Origin of the sequence: Bacillus sp. FSL M7-1345, from assembly GCF_038006985.1 — a bacterium.
Lineage (GTDB): Bacteria > Bacillota > Bacilli > Bacillales > Bacillaceae_G > Bacillus_A > Bacillus_A cereus_U.
Genome location: NZ_JBBOWG010000001.1, coordinates 4,227,283 through 4,250,218, shown reverse-complemented (window position 1 = coordinate 4,250,218; position 22,936 = coordinate 4,227,283). Strand labels below are relative to the sequence as shown.

The window sequence follows — 22,936 nt, the reverse complement described above, 5'->3', positions numbered from 1 at the left end:
GAGCTCTTATTAGTATTCAGGATAGTATTGTTTAACTACTGTATCGACAGTTTCATTTTTCTTAACATGTAAAAATCTTGCGTACAATTCTGTTCCTGTCTCAAATGACGTATCATTTAATTCAAATACATGTAACACTTTTCGAAACTGCCATGTTACTTGCACATCGTACATATTATCGTACGTATCTTCAGACTGTAGAGCTATCTTTTCACCTAGCTCGTGAGCTTCCTCTAAACTGTTCGCCTTAACGAGAATAATACTTTCTTCAAAAAGTGTATCGTGATTCTCTTCATAATGTTCATCAATTTTACTAGGATTAGGTTCACCTGAATGAACAGATTCAAATAATAATTTTACAGCGTACATATGAGATCAATCTCCTTATGCTGAATGTTTACTTTATAAACAATACTCGCGATAAGTGAAGCCGGTATTGTAAATACGTTGCTTTGATAATGGTAATGTATTTGGGATTCTTCATAAGACATTCGCTACAGTTGGGGTTATTCCTTGTTATATGTCACACAAGTGCAAATTTAACTATTATAGGGCAATGTCATGTATAATAGAAAGAAAAGGCTTGTGAGGGGGGAGAAGAGATGATCGTTCTTTGGATAATTACGCTTTGCATGACTGCTATTTTTGCATATATGACGTTAAAACAAAATGGCTTAAAGCGATTTGTTCCAGGAAGTATTCTTGCAGGAATCGCCCTTATCACGTATGTAATTTCAATTTTTACTGAAAGTATTTCGATAGATTTAAGTACGAGTTTAATGTTTATCGGTATTACACTATTTGCAGGTAGCATTATGGTACTTATGGTTGCAGGTATTATTGCATTTATTCATATGAATTCAGAAACGTTATAGCATATAAAAAAAGGCATGCCCCAAGAGGGGCATGCCTTTTATCCGTGCAATTATGCTCTATCTTTAGAAGAGTTTTGTTGTTTTAGTAAGTCGCGAATTTCGCTAAGAATTTCTTCTTCTTTTGTTGGTTCTGGAAGTTCTTCTTTCTTTTCTTCTTCTTCTCTTTTAGATGTTAGTTTGTTGAAAACCTTAACAAACATAAAGATAGCAGCTGCAATAATTAAGAAATCAAAAATAGTTTGGATGAAGTTACCATACATAATAGATGATTTACCGAATGTAAGTTTTAAATCTGTAAAGTTAACGCCGCCCAGTACCATACCAAGTAATGGTGTGATGATATCTTTAACTAAAGAACTAACGATTTTACCGAATGCAGCACCGATTACAACCCCGACAGCTAAATCGATTACATTCCCTTTGAACGCGAATTTTTTAAACTCGTTCCACATGTGTCAATCCCATCCTTTCCACGATTCATTATGAAATTTATAATTCCTATCAACATATTCTATAGAAATTTGTGAGAGAAATAAAGAGGAAATGGGAATGAAAGTAAATTCTGAAAAATGTATCCGTTTTAATTTTTGCTTACATCGTCCAGTAGAGATTGGAGAATTTGCTGTGTTTTTAACCCTTCTAATCCATCTGTAATCGGTTTCGTATCACCTTGTACACATTGGACAAAATGGTGAACCGCATCCTCAAAACCACGCTGTTTTAACGTCGTTTCCCATGATGGTGAACCGATTTGTGAAACTGAATTTTCTTGCTCCACTTCAAATGTGTTCATATTTTTTACGCGAATGATTTTACCTGTCGTTACAAGTTCAATTTGTTCTAAATTTGTACCAGCACGGCGATGCATCGCCGTAGAAAGTAATAGTCCATTTGAAGTTGTATATGTATGATGTCCGTAAAGAAGTTCGTTCTTTTCATTGATTTGCATCATATTATGAACGATGTTAAGGTCATCGTTAGCTAACCAGCGAGCAGTATCTACAATATGTAAGTAATCATCTAGCATAGTAAAGTCATAAGTATATGGCCCCACCTTATTTGTGCGGTGCTTTTCAATTCGAATCCATGAAGTATCATTAGCTTGCTCTTTGGCAGTAACGTACATAGGAACGAAACGGCGATTAAATCCTACCATTAACTTTCGATTATACTTTTCACTCATTTCAACTAGTTTTTCTGCTTGCTCAGTAGTAGCAGCTAGCGGCTTATCAACATAAACATCGATTCCTTTTTTCAGAAGTTCAGAAACGATTTCATAATGTGTAGCAGTCGAACTATGAACGAAGATTGCATCACATTCAGAAGCTAGTGTGTCCATAGAATGAAAGTCTTGAATACGATATTGTTGGCAAATTTGTTTTCTTTTCTCGGGGTTAGGTGTAAAGGCCCCTACAAAATTCCAATCTGTTTCTTTTGTAAGTGTTGGGAGATAGGCTTTTTGTGCAATATTTCCAAGACCAATCATTCCAATTCGAGGTTTGTTCATGTTATTCCCACCCTATTAATAGTATTTATTTGACGAATTAAATGTAGCATAGGGTGGGAGAGGAAGGCAAAAATTAGCTTTTTACTTACGTCCTTCTAACAGAATGTTCTCTATCTCTTCAAAGTTATGAGAACGGGCGTGTTGCAATGGGGTAACACCATCATTGTCGGGAATATTTACATCAGCACCATATTCAATAAGAAGTTGAATGACTTGTTGCTGTGCTTCATCTCCATTACTTAGTACGATGGCTTCCATTAAAGCTGTCCATCCGAGGTTATTTATATGGTTTACATCGATATTTGTTCGAGTAAGGAGTTCTTTTATAACATCAATATAGCCATGTTCTGACGCGGGAATAAGAGCTGTTCCGCCGTAACGATTCGTAAGTGCTGGATCCGCACCAGCATCAATCGTTAGTTTTAAAATGTCCAAGTAACCTTCTGCACCGGCGTATAGAAATGGATTGTTTTTCATATCATCTTGGATATTTACGTCAGCACCAGCGTCGATAAGAGCTTTGGCGGTTTTTACATCATTTTTGTATGTAGCAATCATAAGAGAAGTACGTCCTTTATTGTCCGTTATATTTATGTCAGCCCCTTTTTTGAGTAATGATATAACAGTATTCGTTTCTTGTTTCTCAGTAGCTGTTAGTAGTGCTGTCTCCATGTTTGTCATCTCCTTTTTAACTTCTTGTTCTTGTGAGCATCCTTGTAAAAAAATTACGCAACATATCATGCTTAATGTTTTTTTGAACATGGAATTTCAACCTCCTTTTGTAAGTAATTCGGTATCCTAATTTAAACTGTAAAATAGGAACATTAAATTTTTATAAACTGGTGCTAAAATTACTATAAAATCGCTTGAGTATTTGAACATATATTTTTATGCTTATGAGTAATAAGGATAGATAAAGTGAAACTTTAATCAATGGGGGGGCATCCCCCACTGATTATTAGCCTTCACCAATCGGGCGTTTACGGGCAGTTGATCTTCCAACTAACTTCTTTGCTCCAGGCGAATTTTGAGGTGGGAGTCTTACTGCCCACAAATAGCGGGGGAAAGTGAGGATTTTAATTATGTCTATTAAAACAAGATTTTTATTTTCTTATATCGCTGTTATTCTCGTTTCCATTACGCTTATATTAGTTACGGGATTTTTAATTGTTTTTTCGATAACTGGTGATTTAGAATCAGTGAAAAATTTCTACAAAAGTTCTTATATTCAAAAGCCACTGACGGCAGAAGAAGAAAATATTTTTCTTGAATTGAAATCGGAGGCTAAACAGAATCAATCGCAATTGTTAGATGAATCGTTCATGTCATCGATCGAAGAGGAGGATGTGAAAATAGTTGTAAGGAAAGGAGAAGCAATTTCATATGCTTCAAAAGTATTTGAAAGCGTAGCTTTAAAAGAAGCTCTTCCAAAGTTTGAAAAGACAAATATCAATAGTCGTGGAACAACGGAACTAAATGGTACATTTTATCGATATGTAAAATTTGATTTTTATTTTCCAGAAAATGAAGAAGGGAGTATATTTGTACTAAAAAAGCAAAGTTCGTTCGTAGATCTTACACAAAAATTATTTCCAATTTTGTTCGTATCGCTCTTACTTTTAGCCATTTTACTTATTGGACTATTAAGTTACTTCGTTTCAAGAAGTGTTATAAAACCAATTTTTGTATTGAAAGATGCGACTGAGAGAATTAAAGAAGGAAATTTAGATTTTCAAATTCCAGCTACATCGCATGATGAAATAGGACAGTTAAACCAAGGATTTGAGGAAATGAGGAAGAAGTTAAAAGGGTCGATTGAGATGCAAACGCAATATGAAGAAAATCGAAAAGAACTTATTTCAAACATCTCTCACGATTTAAAAACACCAATTACATCTATTATAGGCTATGTGGAAGGAATAAAAGATGGGATAGCAAATACGCCGGAAAAAATGGATAAATATTTAACAACCATTCATACGAAAGCAAAACATATGGACACACTCATTGATGAACTCTTTTTGTTTTCGAAGCTCGATTTGAACCGAGTTCCATTTCAGTTTGAAACGATAGAGTTAAATATATTTATGCAAGATTTAATAGAAGAGATGCAGATGGATTTAAGTGAAGAAGGTATATCTGTATACTTACAATTACAGCATGTATCACCGCTATATGTAATAGCGGATCGTGAAAAAATAAAGAGAGTTATATCGAATTTAATTCATAATAGTGTGAAGTACATGGATAAAGGTGAGAAAAAAATTACCGTTACAGCATCAAGTAATGAAAACAAAGTTATCGTGAAGGTAAAGGATAATGGATCAGGAATAGAATCTGATACACTTCCATATATTTTTGAGCGTTTTTATCGTGCAGAGCAATCACGAAATTCTAGCACAGGTGGAAGTGGACTTGGTTTAGCGATAGCGAAGCAAATTGTTGAAGAACATGGTGGGGAAATTTGGGCAGAAAGTAAGCTTGGAGAAAGCACAAGTATTTTCTTCTCGCTGCAAAAAGTACAGGAATGTGGTGAATGAATTGAAGAGAGTTTTACTAATTGAAGATGAAGTAAGTATTGCAGAATTACAGCGAGATTATTTAGAAATTAATGATTTTCAAGTTGATGTAGAGCATTCTGGAGAAACAGGCTTACAAAGGGCTTTACAGGAAGATTATGACTTAATTATTTTAGATATTATGCTTCCGAAGATGAACGGATTTGAAATTTGTAAACAAATACGCGCTATAAAAGACATTCCTATTTTGCTTGTTTCAGCAAAGAAGGAAGATATAGATAAAATTCGCGGACTCGGATTAGGTGCAGATGATTATATAACGAAACCATTTAGTCCAAGTGAGTTAGTTGCAAGAGTAAAAGCACATATTTCTCGTTATGAAAGATTATCAGGAAATATGGTTAAGAAGCGTGACACATTATACATTCACGGGATTTCTATCGATCAGCGAGCGAGGAAAGTTTTTATAAATAATGAAGAAGTTTCGTTTACAACGAAGGAATTTGATTTATTAACATTTTTTGTAATGCATCCAAACCAAGTGTTAAATAAAGAACAGTTATTTGAACGCATTTGGGGATTAGACTCAGCTGGCGATTTAGCAACGGTTGTTGTTCATATTAGAAAGTTACGTGAAAAAATTGAAAGAGATCCTGCTCATCCGCAATATATTGAAACAGTGTGGGGAGCTGGTTATCGCTTTAATGTGTAGTGAACCTGTCAAATTGTTGATAGGTTTTTTTATTGAAAAAAATGAGATTAAAAATATATTATCTTTATTTTATCTTTTTTTAATAATTTATTTATAGGCAATTTATACCCGCTATTTATTATAAATATCATAGGAAACAATGAAGATATTAATCATAAATTTGGAGGGTATAAAGATGAAAAAAATGAAATTTTTAGTACCAGCAGTAATTGGATTTACAGTACTTGTAACAGGGTGCGCGCAAGGTGAAACGAAGGCGGAATCAAAACAAGAAACGAAGCAAGAGGTGAAAAAAGAGAAGAAAAAACAACAAGCACAAATTACGAAATTAGAGCCATTAAATGCGATGACATTGCAACTAACGTTTGCTAAACCGTTATCAGAAGAAGAAGTGAAATTAGAAAACTTAGATGCTATTAAGAAAAACTTCGTGTTTAGTAATGGCCTGGAAATTGTGAATGTACCGAGACTAAAAACAGGGGCAACGAGTACATATATCGTACCTGTAAAGGTGCAAAAACCAGGTAAAAAATATACGTTAAGTTATAAGGGTGGTAAAAAAGAAAAGTTTGAAGGAAGTTCGGAAAAGATTAATGTTCGCCAAGCGAAGCAAGTGACAAATGATACGTTTGAAATTGAATCATTTTTAGAAGATGGTGTGGTAGATTATGCAAATATTATTGAAGCGTATAAAGCAGGAAGAGGTAATCAAGCATTCCAATTAGATGAAGAAAATAAAGATAAAGATGGTAAACAATATCAAATCATTTCTTCACTTCGTGATAGAAAACTAACGATTACAGCAAGTTCAGGTGAGAAAATTGAAGTTGGATATGTTCCGTTTACACAAGCAGCAGATGGTAGACAAGCGCCTAAATTCCGCCTACCTGCAGGCCAAACGTTGAAGCCAGGAACAGAATACACAATTACGTCTGACTGGGCAACTGTTAAAAATCCGAAATTTACTGCTTCGTCTATCGCTCTGTTAATCATTCAAAGTGCAGAAGCAATAGACAATAAATCTATTCAAGTTACATTAGATAAAGATCCGAGCATGGAACTCTTTGCTGGTAGAAAAGTAGAATTACAAAGTGCAGACGGAAATAAAGTAGAAGCACAATATCGCTTCAGCTCTCGAAAAGGTACAGTAGGAATCTTCGACTTACAAAACGGTGCAACTCTGCAGCAAGGAATGAAGTATACAGTTATGCCGATGGGAGGCTGGGCGACTGGCGAGCAAGTTACATTTGTAGGGAAGTAAAATATGAAAAAGTAGCAAGTTTAGTGCATGCTACTTTTTTTGTGTAACGATTTATAAAATTTTTGAGTAGTAGAAGTAAATAAGGCGACTTCTTCTAAAAAAGGATAATGGTTACTGTCCTCAAATGGCACAAAAATAGAATTGCGTATCCCCTCATGCATTTCAATAGAATATTGAATCGGGCACTGCACATCATGTCTTCCGCAAATAATAAGCGTCTTTGTATGGATAGAAGGTAGGTACTTTCTTAAATCAAATAACGGATATTCATAAGAGAAAGCGTTCATCCGGCTAGCGGACATTGTTTTTTGGATTGGTTTACAAAAATAAGAGTTGTAGTTTTCAGGTTCATACAATGATAATTTGGTTCTCTTAGTAGATAATTCTTTTCGTTCTGCATTTGTAAGATGAGGGCTTTTCAAGTTTTCGATGAGTTCTTGCATATAATGAAACTGTGGATGTTCTGGATGATAAATACAATTAGATGTTTTCGTATAATCGCTCGCTGCAGCCCCGACCACAACTAATGATTGCAAGGAAGTTGGATATGTAATGGCATATAAAAGTCCAAGCATACCGCCTGTTGAATGACCAGCCAAATGCCATGTGGGAAATTGTAAAGATTCTCGTATCGCTTCTAAGTCGTGAATCGTTTCGATCATACGTAATTCATTTTCTGACCGGGCTTTTACAGAGTTACCAGCGTCTCGTAAATTAATAAGGAATACACGATGTGTAGAAGTAAAAACATCCGCAAAGTAATCACCAGTTTCATTAAATTGTGAATAGTGATGTGTAATGCAAAGCGGTTCACCATTTCCTTTTGTAAAGAGTTCAAATGTGCCACGTTTCGTGTTAATTATTTGTTGTTTCCACATAATATCACTCCCTTGTCTTATAAAAGTTGGACCAGTCCATTAGTAACTGAAAATATATCAGCGATTTTTCGATTATATCGGCCGCAACTCGAAATATATCAGCGATTTTTCGATTATATCGACCGCAACTCAAAATATATCAGCGATTATTAAAATATATCGACTTACCGACAGAAACCGACAATAAATAAAAGGAGGCTGTTCAAAAAGCGAGCCTCCTTTCTGCTTAGTACAAAGATTTTGTCATATTATTCCGAATAATTTCGAGAGATTTCGCTACAGTTAATGTGTTTTTTTCTTCGATTTCTGGTTTTCTAGGGATAGGTTGATACATGTTGTCTGGATCTTCCCATGTGAGGGGAAGTTCTGTTCCTGCTTGTCCTTTCCAAGCGTCAATCCATTCTGGAGGGAGATAACCTGAGATGTTTTGGATGTTGTTCATTTCGAGCCAAATGAGTGCCCAGGCTCTTGGGACGACGCGCCAGTGGTCGTAGCCACCGCCGCCGACGGCAATCCAGCGACCATTGCAATATTCATTAGCGATTTCACGAGCGAGTTTCGGTATTTCACGATAAATGTTCATCGTTGCGCAAAGGTGTGTGAGTGGATCGTAATAATGAGCGTCAGCACCATTTTGCGTTAAAATAATATCCGGTTTAAAGTACTCTGCAACTTCTTTTACAACAGTTCGATATGAATCTAAAAATGATTCGTCTTCTGTAAAAGCATCGAGTGGAACGTTAAAAGAATAACTATATCCATTTCCTTGTCCACGTTCATTTACTGCGCCAGTTCCAGGGAATAAATAACGCCCAGTTTCATGTAATGAAATGGTGCACACGTTAGGATCGTCATAAAAAGACCATTGTACCCCGTCACCGTGATGAGCATCTGTATCAATATATAAAACGCGTAAACCGTATTTCTTCTGAATATATTTCATTGCGATAGAGCTATCGTTATAAATACAAAAGCCAGATGCTTTACCACGAAAGCCATGATGTAAGCCGCCGCCTAAATTGAGGGCGTGCTTTACTTTCCCGGAAAGAACAGCATCTACAGCTGTTAACGTACCGCCAACGAGTAATGCACTTGCTTCATGCATATTTGGAAACATCGGTGTATCTTCTGTTCCGAGCCCATATGTCATCGCAATTGATTTTTCTAACTTTCCTTCTCCAGCAAGTTTTACCGCATTTATGTACTCCTCTGTATGAATGAATGCAATTTCCTCATCCGTAGCCATTCTTGGCGAGATGACTTGAGAAGGGGAGATAAAACCACTCTTTTGTAATAAATCATACGTAAGTGTGACACGTAGTTGGTTAAAAGGATGATCAGGGCTAAAAGAATAGCCCCGAAAATCGTCTGAATAAATGAAGGCGCTGCTCATGCTTGCATCCCCATTATGTTTGGCCATAATACGCGGTAGCCCTCTGCTTCAAGTGCATCAATCACTTTTAGAGGATTCATCGTTTGAATGCGGAAAACAAGTACTTTATCATTCTCGTCTTTTGCTGGATAGACGAGAACGCTCACAATATTAATTTGTAAATTGCTAAAAATAGCAACTACTTTTCCGAGAATACCAGGTTCATTCTTCACTTGAATTTCAATTTGTGAACTAGGCTGATGTGCTCCTGTTAATTTCACTAATGTGTGCAGTACTGTAGATTCGGAAATAATGCCTACTAGCTTTCCGGCCTTTGTAACAGGGAGACAGCCAATTTTATTTTCAAAAAATAAAGTAGCAATTTCCTCAACGAAATCAAGAGGATGGCAAGTCATGACAGGGTGTTTCATAATAAGTTCGAGCGGTTGCTGTAGCATATCGAGTGAAACTTGTTCATCAAGAATTGATGGACTTGCATCTCTTACATCCCGGTCAGAAATAATGCCTACTACGTGATTATTTTGATCGACAATTGGAATGTGCCGAATACCTTTCGTACGTATTGTTCGGATTGCTGTTTCGATTGTGTCATCTGGATGCAATGTTACTACATTTTGATTCATAATTTCTTCTACAATCATTCCAGTTGCCCCCTTTATTAATACATAAAACGATTGTGAAAACGTAGACGATCGAATGCTTGAATGGAATCCGTATCAACGCGTTTACCGATGCGAACCATTAAACAGTTAGCGGGGTGTGAACAAATTTCAGGATCGTCTGTAGCCATCCATTGTAAACCACCGGCATTCATCATTTTTTCCATTACTTTTCGGTATTCCCAAACATTTAAGCCTGTTTGTTTTAAATCCCAGTGCCAATAATATTCAGTCGTTAATATAATGTAATCTTCCATATGATCGTCCATCATTGAAACTTCTAATAAGTTTTTTCCGACAGAGCAACCGCGAAAGGCTGGGACAACTTCAATCGCCCCGAGTTCAATTAAGTTTTCAATTTTTCCTTCTGACCATCGCTCGAGCGGATCAGGATATAAGTATGTAACATATCCAACGATCGTTTGGTCATGTCTAGCAATAATGAGACGAGCTTCTGGCAATTTAGAAATTTCGACAATTGCTTTATATTGCTGCTCGGCAGGACGAAACGCAATTAAGTCTGGATGAAATTCATACATTTCAAGATTATGTGTAGAGACAGGACCTTCAATAATTAAAGTACCTTTCGCTGTTTTTAAGTTTCTGGCATTATATATTTTTTTATGAATCAATTTATTGCTCACCACCTTGAGGGTTTGTGAATCTATTAATATCGTACTTTATAATATATGCGATGTGAATCGAATTTTGTCATTAAAAATTTGTCTAAAAATCAACAAATATACTGAAAATTTTAAATAATATCATTATAATAGATAATAGAATACATAGGAGGGGGATGTAAAGTATGAAAGTGGAAACGCTTCCTGTCATTAAAGGAGAAAATAATTTGCCGAATTATGAAGAGGCATACGCGAATTTTAACTGGGAAGAGGTTAATAAAAATTTTACTTGGAATGAAACTGGCCGAGTAAATATGGCGTATGAGGCAATTGATAAGCATGCGAAATCCGATCGAAAGAATAAAGTAGCACTTTATTATCAAGATGGATCGCGAAAAGAGAAATATACGTTTAAGGAAATGAAGGATTTTTCTAATAAAGCAGGAAATGTCCTGAAAAACTATGGCGATGTTGAGAAAGGCGATCGCGTTTTTATTTTTATGCCGCGTTCCCCAGAATTATATTTCGCACTTCTAGGTGCAGTGAAATTAGGGGCAATTGTTGGACCTTTATTTGAAGCATTTATGGAAGGCGCAGTTCGCGATCGTTTAGAAGATAGCGAAGCAAAGGTGTTAATTACAACTCCTGAATTGTTAGAGCGCATACCATTAAATGATTTACCTGCTTTAAAAACGGTCTTCCTTGTTGGAGACAATGCAGAAGAAGGCGGTAAAACTGTAGCGTTCAATCCTTTATTTGAACAAGCTTCAAAAGAATTACATATCGAGTGGTTAGGCCGTGAAGACGGTTTAATTCTACATTACACATCGGGTTCTACTGGTAAGCCAAAAGGCGTCCTTCATGCTCAAAACGCTATGGTGCAGCACTATCAAACAGCGAAATGGGTATTAGACTTAAAAGAAGATGATGTATATTGGTGTACAGCTGATCCTGGCTGGGTAACTGGAACAGCTTACGGTATTTTTGCACCGTGGTTAGTGGGGGCATCAAATGTTATTTTAGGTGGACGCTTTAGTCCAGAAGCGTGGTATGAAGCGTTACAAGATTACGGTGTAACAGTTTGGTATAGCGCACCAACAGCGTTCCGTATGTTAATGGGAGCTGGACAAGACGCAATTAAAAAATATGATTTATCACAAGTGCGTCACGTATTAAGTGTTGGTGAGCCATTAAATCCAGAAGTAATTCGCTGGGGTATGAGCGCATTTGGACTTCGTATTCATGATACGTGGTGGATGACAGAAACAGGTGGACAAGTTATTTGTAACTATCCTTGTATGGAAATCCGTCCAGGTTCAATGGGTAAACCAATTCCAGGTGTGAAAGCAGCGATTGTTGATAATGAAGGAAATGAAGTGCCTCCATACACAATGGGGAACTTAGCGATTGGTAAAGGTTGGCCAGCTATGATGCGTGGAATCTGGAATAACCCACAAAAATATGATTCTTACTTCATGCCGGGAGATTGGTACGTATCAGGAGACTCTGCCTATATGGACGAAGATGGATACTTCTGGTTCCAAGGACGTATTGATGATGTAATTATGACGTCAGGTGAGCGCGTTGGTCCGTTTGAAGTAGAAAGTAAATTAATCGAGCATGCTGCTGTAGCAGAAGCTGGTGTAATTGGTATTCCTGATCCAGTACGCGGGGAAATCATTAAAGCATTTATCGCGCTTCGCGTGGGATACGAACCATCTGATGAATTAAAAGAAGAGATTCGTCAATTTGTGAAAAAAGGCCTAGCAGCTCATGCGGCGCCAAGACAAATTGAATTTAGAGATAAATTACCGAAAACGAGAAGTGGTAAAATTATGCGCCGCGTATTAAAAGCGTGGGAATTAAACTTACCAACAGGCGATTTATCGACGATGGAAGATTAAGAGAGAAAGGTCTGAACGAAATGACGTTCAGACCTTTCTTTTTTTATGGTATCATAAACTCATATATATAAGTTGAAGGGGATAGTATGATGAAAACAGAAAAAGAAAAGATGATACAAGGGGAAATGTACATACCAGCTGATCCGGTTTTAGTACAAGAGAGGGAGCAAGCTCGTATATTAACAAGAAAGTTAAATGAAACATCAGAAGTAAAATTAGAAGAACGTAGTGCAATCGTAAAAGAATTATTCGGAACGACTGGAGATAACATTCATCTTGAATCTTCTTTTAGATGTGATTACGGTTATAATATTCACGTTAGTGAAAACTTTTACGCAAACTTTGATTGCACTATTTTAGACGTATGCCCAGTTACAATCGGAGTGAATTGTATGTTAGCTCCAGGAGTTCACATTTATACAGCAACGCACCCACTTGATCCGGTGGAGCGCATAAGCGGATCAGAGTACGGAAAACCAGTAACAATTGGCGATAACGTATGGATTGGCGGAAGAGCGATTATTAATCCGGGGGTAACAATTGGACATAATGCAGTCATTGCATCTGGAGCTGTTGTAACGAAAGATGTACCAGATAATGTAGTAGTTGGCGGGAATCCTGCGAAAATTATTAAAAAAATAAAATAATATTTGAACGAAGTGCCTTCCTCGTCTGTATACATTTATGAAAGAATAGATGAGGGAGGCTTTTTATATGTCCAATAAATTGATGCTTACTTTTGCTTTAATTGGAATTATAGTTGTGTTTTCTTGTGGTATGTTATTACCTATACCAATTGGATTTAAAATTTCAATGATTACAGTTGGGATTATTATGATTGTTATTTTTTCAACCCTTATTCCGTTTGATAAGAAGTATATTGTACGAAAAAATGGAAATAAAATTGATTTTACAAAAACAAAAATATATTTTCGTTGGAATGTATTTGATACTATCTCGGCCAGTCTTGCAGTGTATGCATGCATATGTGTGCAAGCATTAAACATTTTAGTTTCAACCGGCCATACAATTCAAAACCCATATGTTCAATTTTTTACGAATCAATCACAAGTGTGGATTATTGTCGCAAGTGTATATTTAATTTCCCGAATTTCATTAACGTTAAAAGGAATAAAGGAGATCAAAAATCATGGCGCAGATTGGGATTGAGGAGGAGCTCATGCTTGCGTATCAAAATGGAGATAAGCAAGCGGGAGAAAAACTATATGTTTTAATCAAGCCAGCGCTATATACATTTTTGTATCGATTTAATCGTGATGAACAACTGAGTATAGATCTCGTTCAAGATACATTTTTGACGTTAGAACGAAAGAAACATATGTATGAAATCGAAAAAGGAAAAATAAAAACGTATTTATTTCAAATCGGTTATCGTCTTATGATTAATAAATTAAATAGAAGAAAAAAGTGGCGTTCGCTCTTACCGTTTTTAGTGCCGATTCAAGAAAAGGAATTTTCCCATGAAGACCGTCTTACAGTAAGAGAAGCAATTTTGAAAGTTCCTGAAGAACAGCGAGTGGTCCTGATTCTTTCTTATTATCATGATATGCAGCAAAAAGAGATTGCAGATGTATTAAATATTCCTATTGGAACAGTGAAGTCGAGACTCCATAATGGGATAAAGAAATTGAAACAATTGCTGGAGGTGGATGAAATTGAGCGAAAATCCCTTTAAGAATGAATATAAATTAAAGCAGCATTTAGATAGTGACCATGTAGAAATACCGGATTTTCCGAAAACGGTAAGTCGCTTCGATCGATTACTTGGATTTCTTGCTTCTCCAGCGAAAGATCCTGTGGAGGCGACGATTGGGAATGATTTATCGGTTGTGTTTCATGTATCGTTATTAGTTGGTGTGCCAGTTCTTTCTCTTATTACGATACTCCTTGCGACGTTGTAAAGGATTGGGAAGGAGAGAAACCCTACCTCTATTTGACACGCCTATATAAATGATGGTATAAAGAAAAGTATATGAATAATTGAGCGTGGAAAGGGAGAAGTAGTGATCATTTCCCTGTTTTAGAGAGCTGATGGTCGGTGAAAATCAGCACATAGATGATCGCGAATTACGCCCCTAGAGCATCTTTTTTCGATTGAGTTATATTCAAAAGGGAAAAGACGGTGCTAAGCCGTTATGTAAATAAGGTGGTAGGCTTTTTTGTCTGCAACTAGGGTGGTAACGCGATGATCAAAATCGTCCCTTATTTGAAGGGGCGATTTTTTTATGTTTTCAACCTTCACGCCAGTAATGAACTTAAAGGAGAGTATGTAGGATATGGGTATTTTACAAGATCTTGAATTTCGCGGGCTAATTAATCAGCAAACAGATGCTGAGGGATTAGAGCAATTATTAGAAAAAGAAAGCGTTAAATTATACTGTGGTTTCGACCCGACAGCGGATAGCTTACATATTGGTCATATGTTACCAGTATTAATGTTACGTCGTTTCCAATTAGCTGGTCACCAACCAATCGCACTTGTTGGTGGTGGTACTGGTATGATCGGTGACCCAAGTGGTAAAAAAGCAGAGCGTACATTAAATACGAAAGATACAGTTGCTTACTACACGGAAAGCATTAAAAACCAACTTTCAAACTTCTTAGAGTTTGAAAATGTGGACAACCCAGCAACGATGGCTAACAACTATGACTGGCTTGGTAACTTAGATGTAATTACATTCTTACGCGATATCGGTAAAAACTTCGGTTTAAACTATATGTTAGCAAAAGATACAGTAGCATCTCGTTTAGAAACTGGTATTTCATTTACTGAGTTTAGTTACATGATTTTACAATCATACGACTTCTTAAACTTATACCAACAACACAATTGCCGTCTTCAAATCGGTGGTAGTGATCAATGGGGTAACATTACAGCTGGTCTTGAATTAATCCGTAAATCAGAAGAAGATGCGAAAGCATTCGGTTTAACAATTCCACTAGTTACAAAATCTGACGGTACGAAGTTTGGTAAAACAGAGGGCGGCGCAATTTGGTTAGACCCAGAGAAAACAACTCCTTACGAGTTCTACCAATTCTGGATCAATACAGATGACCGCGATGTAGTTAAATACTTAAAATACTTCACATTCTTATCTCATGAAGAAATTCTTGAGCTTGAGAAGCAAGTAACTGAAGCACCAGAAAAACGTGCAGGACAAAAATCATTAGGATCTGAAATGACAAAACTTGTTCACGGCGAAGAAGCGTTAGAGCAAGCAATTAAAATTTCAGCTGCATTATTCAGTGGTTCTGTAGCAGAACTTACTGCAAGCGAAATCGAACAAGGATTCAAAGACGTACCATCTGTAGAACGTACTGCAGAAGATACGGTATTAATCGACTTACTTGTAGAAAGCAAAATCTCTCCATCTAAACGTCAAGCACGTGAAGATGTAACGAACGGTGCAATCTACGTAAACGGTGAGCGTACACAAGCATTAGATTACGTTGTAACAGAAAACGACCGCATCGAAGGTAAATTTACAATCATTCGCCGCGGTAAGAAGAAATATTTCTTAATTCGTTACTAATCAGAAACGAATTTAAAACAAATAGTACCCCGAATGGTAGGCTGAAAAGTCTATCGTTCGGGGTTTTTATGTATGCATTTAAATTGCCTCATGATTTCTTTTAAATAGAATATGAAGAATTAATACGAGCATATAAAGTAAGCTAATTAACATAACGACAAATGCTGCGGGATAAAATTTTGCCGCATATATAAAGAAGTCGATTTGATAAATATCTTGGTAATTTGAAACGGTGCCTTTAAAGTAATTCGTAAACTTAGCACTATATTTCCATTCATCAGGATAATCTATTAAATTACTCCCTTGATACCAACTCATAAGTGCTGAAGTAATAAACAGCATACATGCACTGCCCAATTGAACCATTTGGTTTATTGTCAAAACGAATCAACCTCCCATTTTATGGTTATTATATCGTGAGAATGTACTTTAATAAACTATTTCGGGGATAAAATACAGTTAGCAGTCCTGTAACTTTTTTGTTTTAATCTCCTTTTCGAGTTCATACGGAAATCACATGTAAGCGGTATGATAAACGTATAACAAATAGAAAGGAGTGGTAAAACGAAATGTCACTAGAAGCGCTCATTATTTTTTCTTTGCTAAATGCAGGACAGCTTGCAGAGAACACGAAGGTTGATATACATAAAGAGCAGAAAGATGCTTATGTATATGTTCAAAAAGAGGAAAATAAATAACTTTAATATATATAAATAAAAGCTACTCGAAGTAACTGAATGAACTGTACCCTATAAAATGGACAGTTTAATAAAAAAGCCCTGAAAAATCAAGCACTTAAAAGGTGGTTCTGATATTCGATCGGAGCCATCTTTTTTAATGTCCACTGATAACGATTATAATTATACTCCTCCATATAATCCTTTATGTTGAGCTCAAGGGATTCAAAGGTTTGACAATCTTTATAATCTAATTCATCTTTCATATGACCAAAAAAGGATTCCATTGGTGCATTGTCTAAACAATTGCCCCTACGGGACATAGATTGTCTGATCCCCATTTCTCTTACACGTTTCTGAAATTCAGGGTGTGTATAATGAATACCTTGGTCTGAATGTAGAAGCGCTTCAGGATGAATGACTTCTCCTAATCTCTCTTTCAAGTTATCTAATGTTTGATAGACGATATCCATTCGTAAAGAGGAGGAGACATGATAGGCTAAAATCTCTCGTGTTGTGCTGTTTTTTACACATGATAAATAAGCCTTCTTTCCTTTTCCATAAAATAAATAGGTAATATCCGTTGACATACTTTTTTCAGGCTCTTCTTGATTGAATTGGCGTTTTAAAAGGTTCGGACATGTTTTATGTTCTTGTGTCGCTTTTGCGATGTGTTTATAAGGATTCGCTCGGCGAATCTTTGTCACAAGGTTATATTTACGCATAATACGATAAATACGCTTGAGATTCATACAAATTCCTTTTGTCTTTTCCAACACCATTTTGATAGAACGACCACCACATGTTTTCCCTTTTCGATTGAAAATTTCTTGGATCCATTCATAATCTGTTTCATCATTGCGTTCTTTTTCGAGCTGTTTATCTGTCTGATGAAGCCACGCATAGTATCCACTCCGACTTACCCCAGCCAGTGTGCAAAGGTAACGCACCATACGTGGGAATTGAAATCGACGTAAGGTTTGTTCAATCAGTGTGTATGTTCCTCGTGGTGTTAACACTTCTTCTGTAACGCCTGCCTTTCGAGTTCGTCTAACTTTTTTAGGAATGTTAATTCCGCTTCTAAAAACGCAATACGTGCTTCCGCTTTCTTTAATTTTTCATCAGAAGAGAGGTTTTTTTCCGAAGGGCGTCCCGTACTTCCTTTCCCACGGCGTTCTGTATAAAAGCCTTCCTCACCAAATTGTTCAAAGGTTCTTCGCCAACGTTTCAAGCATTGTTTTGGCTTCTTCTCACCAATCACTGCTAAGTCAAACCCATTCTCTAAAAAGATTTGGCTAGGACCTTTTCCTTGTTGATTTTCTTTTACCGCTCTTACTTTGAAATCTGAACAATAGCTAATCGAACGTTCCGACGCTTTTAATACATTTTTATTTTTTTCTAGCTGTTTCATTTGAATTTCGTTAAAAATAATTTTACTCATTCTCCGTATCTCATTTCTATCGTTGGTTCCATTATAACGAGGTTTTTTGATAAAAATACACAAAAACCCCGAATCATGGGGCTTTTTTTAAGTGTCCATGATTCGGGGTACAGTTCACCTCACTACAAGGCGTTCTTCTTTTTTTATTTTATTCGTCGTCTTCAAAATCGCGTAAGCTATCCAGCAATTCTGTAAAAGATGAACAAACAGGGTAAATTGCTTTTTCCATCTCTTCTTCCTCATGATCCCAAAATACAACGGTTGGGGCTTCGGGATTATTTCGGTAATCAAAGCATAGAAGGTTACCAAACGGGTCTCTAGCAAAAGGGTATACTTTATCAACTAATCTATCTTTTATACCTTCATAGTTTTGGACAATCGAATATTTATCTTCTATATGAAGAGTTAAGAGGTCACTGAATACATTTTCATCTTGTCCTGGTACATCAAATACTTTTGGGTTAGGGTATCCCCCGTCATATTTCTTCACGCACGCAACAAAATCGTTGGGTAATTTAATATTAAAATATTGTTCTATCTTTTGGATTTCTTCGTCTGTAACTGGTGTTTTACTCATAAAGGACCATGTAATATTGTTCATTTTTGCCACTCCTTATTTATCGCTATCTTTTCCCCAAATTCTATATCCACCTGTATGACCAGTATCGTGATGTATCTGATAATCTACAAGTTGCATTCTACCAGTATCTTGATGGTGATGCCATGTGTAATGCTTTGGTGTTTCACCTTGTTTAAACATTTGGATTTCTTCTTTCGTAAATTTTGAAGCTAAATCAGGGTCTTTTATTATTTGTTCGTATAATGCTTTACTACATTTTCTAAAATGTGTTGGTCTAGATTTTTTGAAGTCTGCCTCTTTGAGGATTACCTCACCCTTAGATTTAAAAATAGGGAACCCATCTGCATCATACGGAATACCTGTAGCAGGATGTTTGTCTCCTGCCAACTCACCTTTTCTTAATCTTATTGTCTTAGGGCCATTTGGACCTTCATAAGTATATGGAGCTGCTTTCTGCAAATACTGTTGGATACTTCCAACTCCTGCATATGAGAAAGGAGTTCCAGGTATGAATTCATAGTTATTTAATATATGCAATGCATTTCTGTATGCAGAGGAGTTTGTTAGAAGCGATTTTCCTTTTGTAAGACTTGTAACAGCTGCTACTTTTCCTACTTGTCCAACTTTATCCAGACCTTTGCTACCAATAAAACCAGTGAGTAGCGAAGTGACTGCATAAGCTGCATAATGTTCTCTACTTTCCATATCCCCATTCCAAAATTCATTCATGAATGAATCTGATAAAGCATTCCATGCAGCAGGAAGTGTTTCCTCATAGTTTACAATCGCATCCCGCATATTCAACCAGGTCTCTTTATCTCCCAAAGCAACAAATCCGTCCCATGCGTCTACAACGCCATCTACTACACCAGTGGAAATACCAGTCCAGGCATCGTTCAAATCCTTTTTATTTCTATCCCAAAAGGATTGTTCTAATTGTGGTTGGATTTTGCCGCACATTGCACCTTCTTCAATTGAATTATCAGCCTGACGCTTCCTATCTTCTGTAATTGCTTGGATAGAAGTCACCCATTCCATATTCAACCCTTGTGTACTAAATGTACCACTTGCAGGACTAAAACCTTTTCCACTTTGGACTTCTGCAAGACCTGTTGCAATACTAGCAGCTAATTGAATTGCTGTACTGTAGTTATTGCTAGATGTTTGGTTGAACTGATACAAATGATCTAACTTTTCTTGAAGTTTGCGCCTCATGGTAATAAAAAGATTTACCATAGCATCCATACCTGGGATTGGCATAGCTTGACTGATAGCTTCCATACTTGCCTTCATTCGGTCAATTTCTCGAATTTGTTCTAATATTTCTTGTTCGATTACATCTGTCGAAGCGACCTGTGATTGAAATTGATTTGGAAAGGCATCATTCTGACGAATTAGTTCTTCACACAAATAAATGATTCCTTGTGCTAAAGGACGAAAAGTTTCTGCAAAGAATGCCTTTGCACTGTCATATGTTTGCCCTTGTAGAACAGTATCACTGGTGAAAGCATCAATCGACTGAATAGCTTGTTCTATACCTTGAATAGTAGCGGTACAGAAAGCATTCATACTTTGTGTTTGAGCCTGTACTTCTCCCAGATACATATTTAAAGACATGAACTTTCCCTCCCCTTTACAAGGAAATAATACCAATTTAAGGGGAGGGTTGTAAATGGAATATTCTCATAAATTCATGGTCAAAGAGGTACTTGTTCATTAAGTTCTTTAATCTCATTCGGATGCTCGGGTGATGCAGGGGTTTTTAAGGTTGAATGTAAATAGAACAGGGGAAGGTATAGTTTATGTACAAAAGAATACGTTGTAAAAATAATATTAACAAAAGGGGAGGAAGGAGAGTATAACAAAGAAAAATGAGTCATGGGGTAGAATGTAGTATTTTTTCGTTGTTAGAAGAAGAGAGATTTTTATTAATGTGAATAAAAAATTGATGAAATTCTAGAGAGAGGGTTAAGCATCATTAACTATAGGTCTACAGTTCTTTTTATTTTGTTACATTGTCCCGTTTCTATACATATACCGGCTATATTCAATAAAAAAAGCCCAGGCCCCTTGATAAACAAGGTTCCTAAGGCTTTTAATAATACTCTTTGCAGAGTACCGAGATTAACGAGAGTAGAACTCTACGATTAATGCTTCGTTGATTTCAGCTGCTAACTCAGAACGCTCAGCGTGACGAGTGTAAGTAGCTTCTAACTTATCAGCATCGAAAGTTAAGTATTCTGGTACGAAGTTGTTAACTTCGATCGCTTCTTTAACAACAACAAGGCTGTTAGATTTTTCGCGAACGCCGATAGTTTGACCAGGTTTAACGCGGTAAGATGGGATATCTACGCGAGCTCCATCAACCGTGATGTGACGGTGGTTTACTAATTGGCGAGCTGCACGACGAGTGCGAGCTAAGCCCATGCGGTAAACTAGGTTGTCAAGACGAGCTTCAAGAAGGATCATGAAGTTTTCGCCGTGCTTACCAGGCATTTTACCTGCTTGGTCAAATGTGCGACGGAATTGACGCTCAGTCATGCCGTACATGTGACGAAGTTTTTGTTTCTCTTGTAATTGTAAACCGTATTCTGAAAGTTTCTTACGTTGGTTAGGACCGTGAGGACCTGGTGCGTAAGGGCGTTTTTCTAATTCTTTTCCTGTGCCGCTTAGAGAGATTCCAAGACGACGAGACAGTTTCCATGCTGGACCTGTATAACGAGCCATAGTTGACTCCTCCTTCAAAAATGTTTTTATTTTCGTAAAATAAAAACAGACGTAATCGATATTTACGGGTATTTTGTTTTCATGTACCTTCGCTCCAGCAGCAGGGAGTTACGAGATACACCTCCGCAGAGGAACAAAATACAAACGATAAACTCACATTACAAGGCTGCCTTTTTATTTTACACAAACGCTATTATATCTTTTACCTACAGTTTCGTCAAGCGACTCCCTTTTTGTTTTATGCAGATAAATTTTGGAAATTAACAAGAAGGAATTTAAAACAATATGAAAGAAGAGATAGAAACAGAAGTAAAACGCTTACATAAAATGTAGTAAAAACGTTCATCAGATTTTTCTTGGTGGATATGTGGCAATAAAGACATAAGGGGGATGTTTTTATGAAAAAAAAACATATGGAGACAGCATTAATTCATCACGGATATGAATCAAATGAAAATAAAGGGAGTTTAACGCCACCTTTATTTCAAACTTCTACATTTACGTTTGAGACAGCACAGCAAGGAGAAGCGAGTTTTGCGGGAGAAGATCCATCTTATATTTATTCAAGGCTTGGGAATCCAACTGTGAAATTATTTGAAGAACGTATGGCTGTTTTAGAAGGTGGAGAGGAAGCGCTGGCGTTTGGTTCAGGTATGGCAGCCATTTCAGCAACGTTAATCGGTTTTCTAAAGGCTGGAGATCATATTATTTGTTCAAATGGATTATATGGATGTACGTACGGTTTTTTAGAAGTATTAGAAGAAAAATTTATGATTACTCATTCGTTTTGTGATATGGAGACAGAGACGGATATTGAAAATAAAATTCGTCCAAATACAAAGCTCATTTTCGTTGAAACACCGATTAATCCAACGATGAAATTAATTGATTTAGAAAAGGTAATCGGGGTAGCGAAGCGCAATGACTTACTTGTTATTGTCGATAATACGTTTTGTTCACCTTATTTACAAAGACCTCTTGAGCTCGGTTGTGACGCCGTCGTTCACAGTGCGACAAAATATATTGGTGGTCACGGGGATGTTGTAGCGGGTGTAACAATTTGTAGAACGAAAGCGTTAGCTGACAAAATCCGTCCGATGCGAAAAGATATCGGCGGTATTATGGCGCCGTTTGACGCGTGGTTATTGTTACGCGGATTAAAAACATTAGCAGTAAGAATGGATCGTCATTGTGATAATGCAGAAAAAATTGTATCGTTTTTGAAAAATCATGAAGCGGTAGAAGGTGTTTGGTATCCGGAAGGGGAATTAGCATCTCGGCAAATGAAACAAGGCGGGGGCGTTATTTCTTTTTCAATTAAAGGCGGGAAAGAGGAAACACAGTCGTTTATCAATGACCTCCATTTTATTACAATTGCCGTAAGTTTAGGTGATACAGAAACGTTAATTCAGCATCCAGCGACGATGACACATGCAGCTATTCCGGCTGAACTAAGAAAAGAAATGGGTATTTTCGATAATTTAATACGCCTATCTGTCGGCTTAGAATCATGGGAAGATATCGTTTCTGATTTAGAACAGGCACTAAAGAAGATATCAACGGTTAGCAATCAATAAAAAAGAGTGAGCTATCGGTTTCGTACGTTACGTACTTAATCGATAACTC

At 36.7% G+C, this 22,936-nt stretch carries 25 protein-coding genes, 1 pseudogene and 1 other annotated feature; of the genes and pseudogenes, 12 read left to right on the top strand and 14 right to left on the bottom strand.

Annotation, left to right across the window (positions count from 1 at the left end; all coding sequences use genetic code 11):
* Window positions 1-9 precede the first annotated feature (9 nt).
* A complete protein-coding gene (locus MHB76_RS22210) occupies window positions 10-369 on the bottom strand; it encodes a DUF4288 domain-containing protein (RefSeq protein ID WP_002160208.1) in 360 nt (119 codons plus the stop codon).
* Window positions 357-491: pseudogene (locus tag MHB76_RS22205) on the bottom strand (DUF3949 domain-containing protein); the annotation flags it as partial. The pseudogene MHB76_RS22205 and the gene MHB76_RS22210, both read right to left, overlap by 13 nt.
* Window positions 492-602: 111 nt before the next feature.
* Between MHB76_RS22205 and MHB76_RS22200 the strand changes: the two are divergent.
* On the top strand, window positions 603-875 hold the full coding sequence (locus tag MHB76_RS22200) for a DUF3917 domain-containing protein (protein WP_002112306.1): 273 nt from the start codon (window positions 603-605) through the stop codon (window positions 873-875).
* A gap of 50 nt (window positions 876-925) precedes the next feature.
* Here MHB76_RS22200 and mscL read toward each other — a convergent pair whose 3' ends face one another.
* The 3 genes from mscL to MHB76_RS22185 all read right to left on the bottom strand — a co-directional run bounded on the left by mscL (window position 926) and on the right by MHB76_RS22185 (window position 3,144).
* Entirely contained in the window at window positions 926-1,327 is a 402-nt protein-coding gene (mscL, locus tag MHB76_RS22195) for a large-conductance mechanosensitive channel protein MscL (RefSeq protein ID WP_078175088.1), read from the bottom strand.
* Window positions 1,328-1,455: 128 nt separating this feature from the next.
* Window positions 1,456-2,382, bottom strand: a complete 927-nt coding sequence (locus tag MHB76_RS22190; RefSeq protein WP_340987679.1) for a Gfo/Idh/MocA family protein — start codon at window positions 2,380-2,382, stop codon at window positions 1,456-1,458.
* An 81-nt stretch (window positions 2,383-2,463) separates the two neighbouring features.
* On the bottom strand, window positions 2,464-3,144 hold the full coding sequence (locus tag MHB76_RS22185; RefSeq protein WP_078175086.1) for an ankyrin repeat domain-containing protein: 681 nt from the start codon (window positions 3,142-3,144) through the stop codon (window positions 2,464-2,466).
* A gap of 320 nt (window positions 3,145-3,464) precedes the next feature.
* On the opposite strand from MHB76_RS22185, the gene MHB76_RS22180 reads away from it, so the two are divergent.
* The 3 genes from MHB76_RS22180 (at window position 3,465) to MHB76_RS22170 (ending at window position 6,874) form a co-directional block, all read left to right on the top strand.
* The gene (locus MHB76_RS22180; protein ID WP_078175085.1) at window positions 3,465-4,922 is read left to right on the top strand and encodes a sensor histidine kinase; all 1,458 of its coding nucleotides are present in this window, start codon (window positions 3,465-3,467) and stop codon (window positions 4,920-4,922) included.
* Window position 4,923: 1 nt separating this feature from the next.
* Entirely contained in the window at window positions 4,924-5,613 is a 690-nt protein-coding gene (locus MHB76_RS22175) for a response regulator transcription factor (protein ID WP_033714038.1), read from the top strand.
* Between the two features lie 175 nt (window positions 5,614-5,788).
* Window positions 5,789-6,874, top strand: a complete 1,086-nt coding sequence (locus tag MHB76_RS22170; protein ID WP_078175084.1) for a hypothetical protein — start codon at window positions 5,789-5,791, stop codon at window positions 6,872-6,874.
* Between the two features lie 20 nt (window positions 6,875-6,894).
* Here the strand turns inward: MHB76_RS22170 and MHB76_RS22165 are convergent, their stop codons facing one another.
* From MHB76_RS22165 to acuA, 4 genes are all read right to left on the bottom strand, one after another.
* Window positions 6,895-7,752: an alpha/beta fold hydrolase gene (locus MHB76_RS22165; RefSeq protein WP_078175082.1), complete on the bottom strand. Its 858-nt coding sequence runs from the start codon at window positions 7,750-7,752 to the stop codon at window positions 6,895-6,897.
* A gap of 226 nt (window positions 7,753-7,978) precedes the next feature.
* Window positions 7,979-9,145 carry an acetoin utilization protein AcuC gene (gene acuC, locus MHB76_RS22160; RefSeq protein WP_078175080.1) on the bottom strand — a complete coding sequence of 389 codons (1,167 nt, stop codon included), beginning with the start codon at window positions 9,143-9,145 and terminating at the stop codon, window positions 7,979-7,981.
* Complete coding sequence (locus MHB76_RS22155) at window positions 9,142-9,786, bottom strand: acetoin utilization AcuB family protein (protein WP_002160217.1); 645 nt, start codon at window positions 9,784-9,786, stop codon at window positions 9,142-9,144. The genes acuC and MHB76_RS22155 overlap by 4 nt, the downstream gene beginning before the upstream one ends.
* A 17-nt stretch (window positions 9,787-9,803) precedes the next feature.
* Window positions 9,804-10,436, bottom strand: a complete 633-nt coding sequence (gene acuA, locus MHB76_RS22150; protein ID WP_002112293.1) for an acetoin utilization protein acetyltransferase AcuA — start codon at window positions 10,434-10,436, stop codon at window positions 9,804-9,806.
* Between the two features lie 176 nt (window positions 10,437-10,612).
* Here acuA and acsA point away from each other — a divergent pair, with 176 nt between their 5' ends.
* The 6 genes from acsA to tyrS all read left to right on the top strand — a co-directional run bounded on the left by acsA (window position 10,613) and on the right by tyrS (window position 15,885).
* Complete coding sequence (gene acsA / locus MHB76_RS22145) at window positions 10,613-12,331, top strand: acetate--CoA ligase (RefSeq protein ID WP_002067621.1); 1,719 nt, start codon at window positions 10,613-10,615, stop codon at window positions 12,329-12,331.
* Window positions 12,332-12,420: 89 nt separating this feature from the next.
* The gene (locus tag MHB76_RS22140) at window positions 12,421-12,978 is read left to right on the top strand and encodes a maltose acetyltransferase domain-containing protein (protein ID WP_033710727.1); all 558 of its coding nucleotides are present in this window, start codon (window positions 12,421-12,423) and stop codon (window positions 12,976-12,978) included.
* A 67-nt stretch (window positions 12,979-13,045) separates the two neighbouring features.
* The gene (locus MHB76_RS22135; protein WP_078175078.1) at window positions 13,046-13,501 is read left to right on the top strand and encodes a hypothetical protein; all 456 of its coding nucleotides are present in this window, start codon (window positions 13,046-13,048) and stop codon (window positions 13,499-13,501) included.
* Window positions 13,482-14,027: an RNA polymerase sigma factor gene (locus MHB76_RS22130; protein WP_078175077.1), complete on the top strand. Its 546-nt coding sequence runs from the start codon at window positions 13,482-13,484 to the stop codon at window positions 14,025-14,027. Before MHB76_RS22135 ends, MHB76_RS22130 begins: the two co-directional genes overlap by 20 nt.
* Window positions 14,008-14,253, top strand: a complete 246-nt coding sequence (locus MHB76_RS22125) for a hypothetical protein (RefSeq protein ID WP_002160222.1) — start codon at window positions 14,008-14,010, stop codon at window positions 14,251-14,253. The genes MHB76_RS22130 and MHB76_RS22125 overlap by 20 nt, the downstream gene beginning before the upstream one ends.
* Before the next feature lie 77 nt (window positions 14,254-14,330).
* Window positions 14,331-14,558 (top strand) — a binding site (T-box leader).
* Window positions 14,559-14,628: 70 nt separating this feature from the next.
* Entirely contained in the window at window positions 14,629-15,885 is a 1,257-nt protein-coding gene (gene tyrS, locus MHB76_RS22120) for a tyrosine--tRNA ligase (protein ID WP_016106357.1), read from the top strand.
* Window positions 15,886-15,963: 78 nt separating this feature from the next.
* Here tyrS and MHB76_RS22115 read toward each other — a convergent pair whose 3' ends face one another.
* Window positions 15,964-16,266: a YjdJ family protein gene (locus MHB76_RS22115; protein ID WP_078180059.1), complete on the bottom strand. Its 303-nt coding sequence runs from the start codon at window positions 16,264-16,266 to the stop codon at window positions 15,964-15,966.
* A gap of 188 nt (window positions 16,267-16,454) precedes the next feature.
* Between MHB76_RS22115 and MHB76_RS22110 the strand changes: the two genes are divergently transcribed.
* Entirely contained in the window at window positions 16,455-16,583 is a 129-nt protein-coding gene (locus MHB76_RS22110) for a hypothetical protein (protein ID WP_002112286.1), read from the top strand.
* 89 nt (window positions 16,584-16,672) lie between these two features.
* Here MHB76_RS22110 and MHB76_RS22105 read toward each other — a convergent pair.
* The 4 genes from MHB76_RS22105 to rpsD form a co-directional block, all read right to left on the bottom strand.
* A protein-coding gene (locus MHB76_RS22105) for an IS3 family transposase (RefSeq protein WP_340987672.1) occupies window positions 16,673-18,003 on the bottom strand; the annotation gives its coding sequence in 2 pieces (ribosomal slippage) (window positions 16,673-17,616 and window positions 17,616-18,003; 1,332 coding nt in all).
* A 148-nt stretch (window positions 18,004-18,151) separates the two neighbouring features.
* Window positions 18,152-18,604 (bottom strand): SMI1/KNR4 family protein, encoded by a 453-nt coding sequence (locus MHB76_RS22100; RefSeq protein WP_078175034.1) that lies wholly within the window; start codon window positions 18,602-18,604, stop codon window positions 18,152-18,154.
* Window positions 18,605-18,616: 12 nt separating this feature from the next.
* Window positions 18,617-20,200, bottom strand: a complete 1,584-nt coding sequence (locus MHB76_RS22095) for an HNH endonuclease (protein WP_078175036.1) — start codon at window positions 20,198-20,200, stop codon at window positions 18,617-18,619.
* Between the two features lie 507 nt (window positions 20,201-20,707).
* Window positions 20,708-21,310 carry a 30S ribosomal protein S4 gene (rpsD, locus tag MHB76_RS22090; RefSeq protein ID WP_078175038.1) on the bottom strand — a complete coding sequence of 201 codons (603 nt, stop codon included), beginning with the start codon at window positions 21,308-21,310 and terminating at the stop codon, window positions 20,708-20,710.
* Between the two features lie 398 nt (window positions 21,311-21,708).
* Here rpsD and megL point away from each other — a divergent pair, with 398 nt between their 5' ends.
* On the top strand, window positions 21,709-22,887 hold the full coding sequence (gene megL / locus MHB76_RS22085; protein WP_078175040.1) for a methionine gamma-lyase: 1,179 nt from the start codon (window positions 21,709-21,711) through the stop codon (window positions 22,885-22,887).
* Window positions 22,888-22,936: the final 49 nt, after the last annotated feature.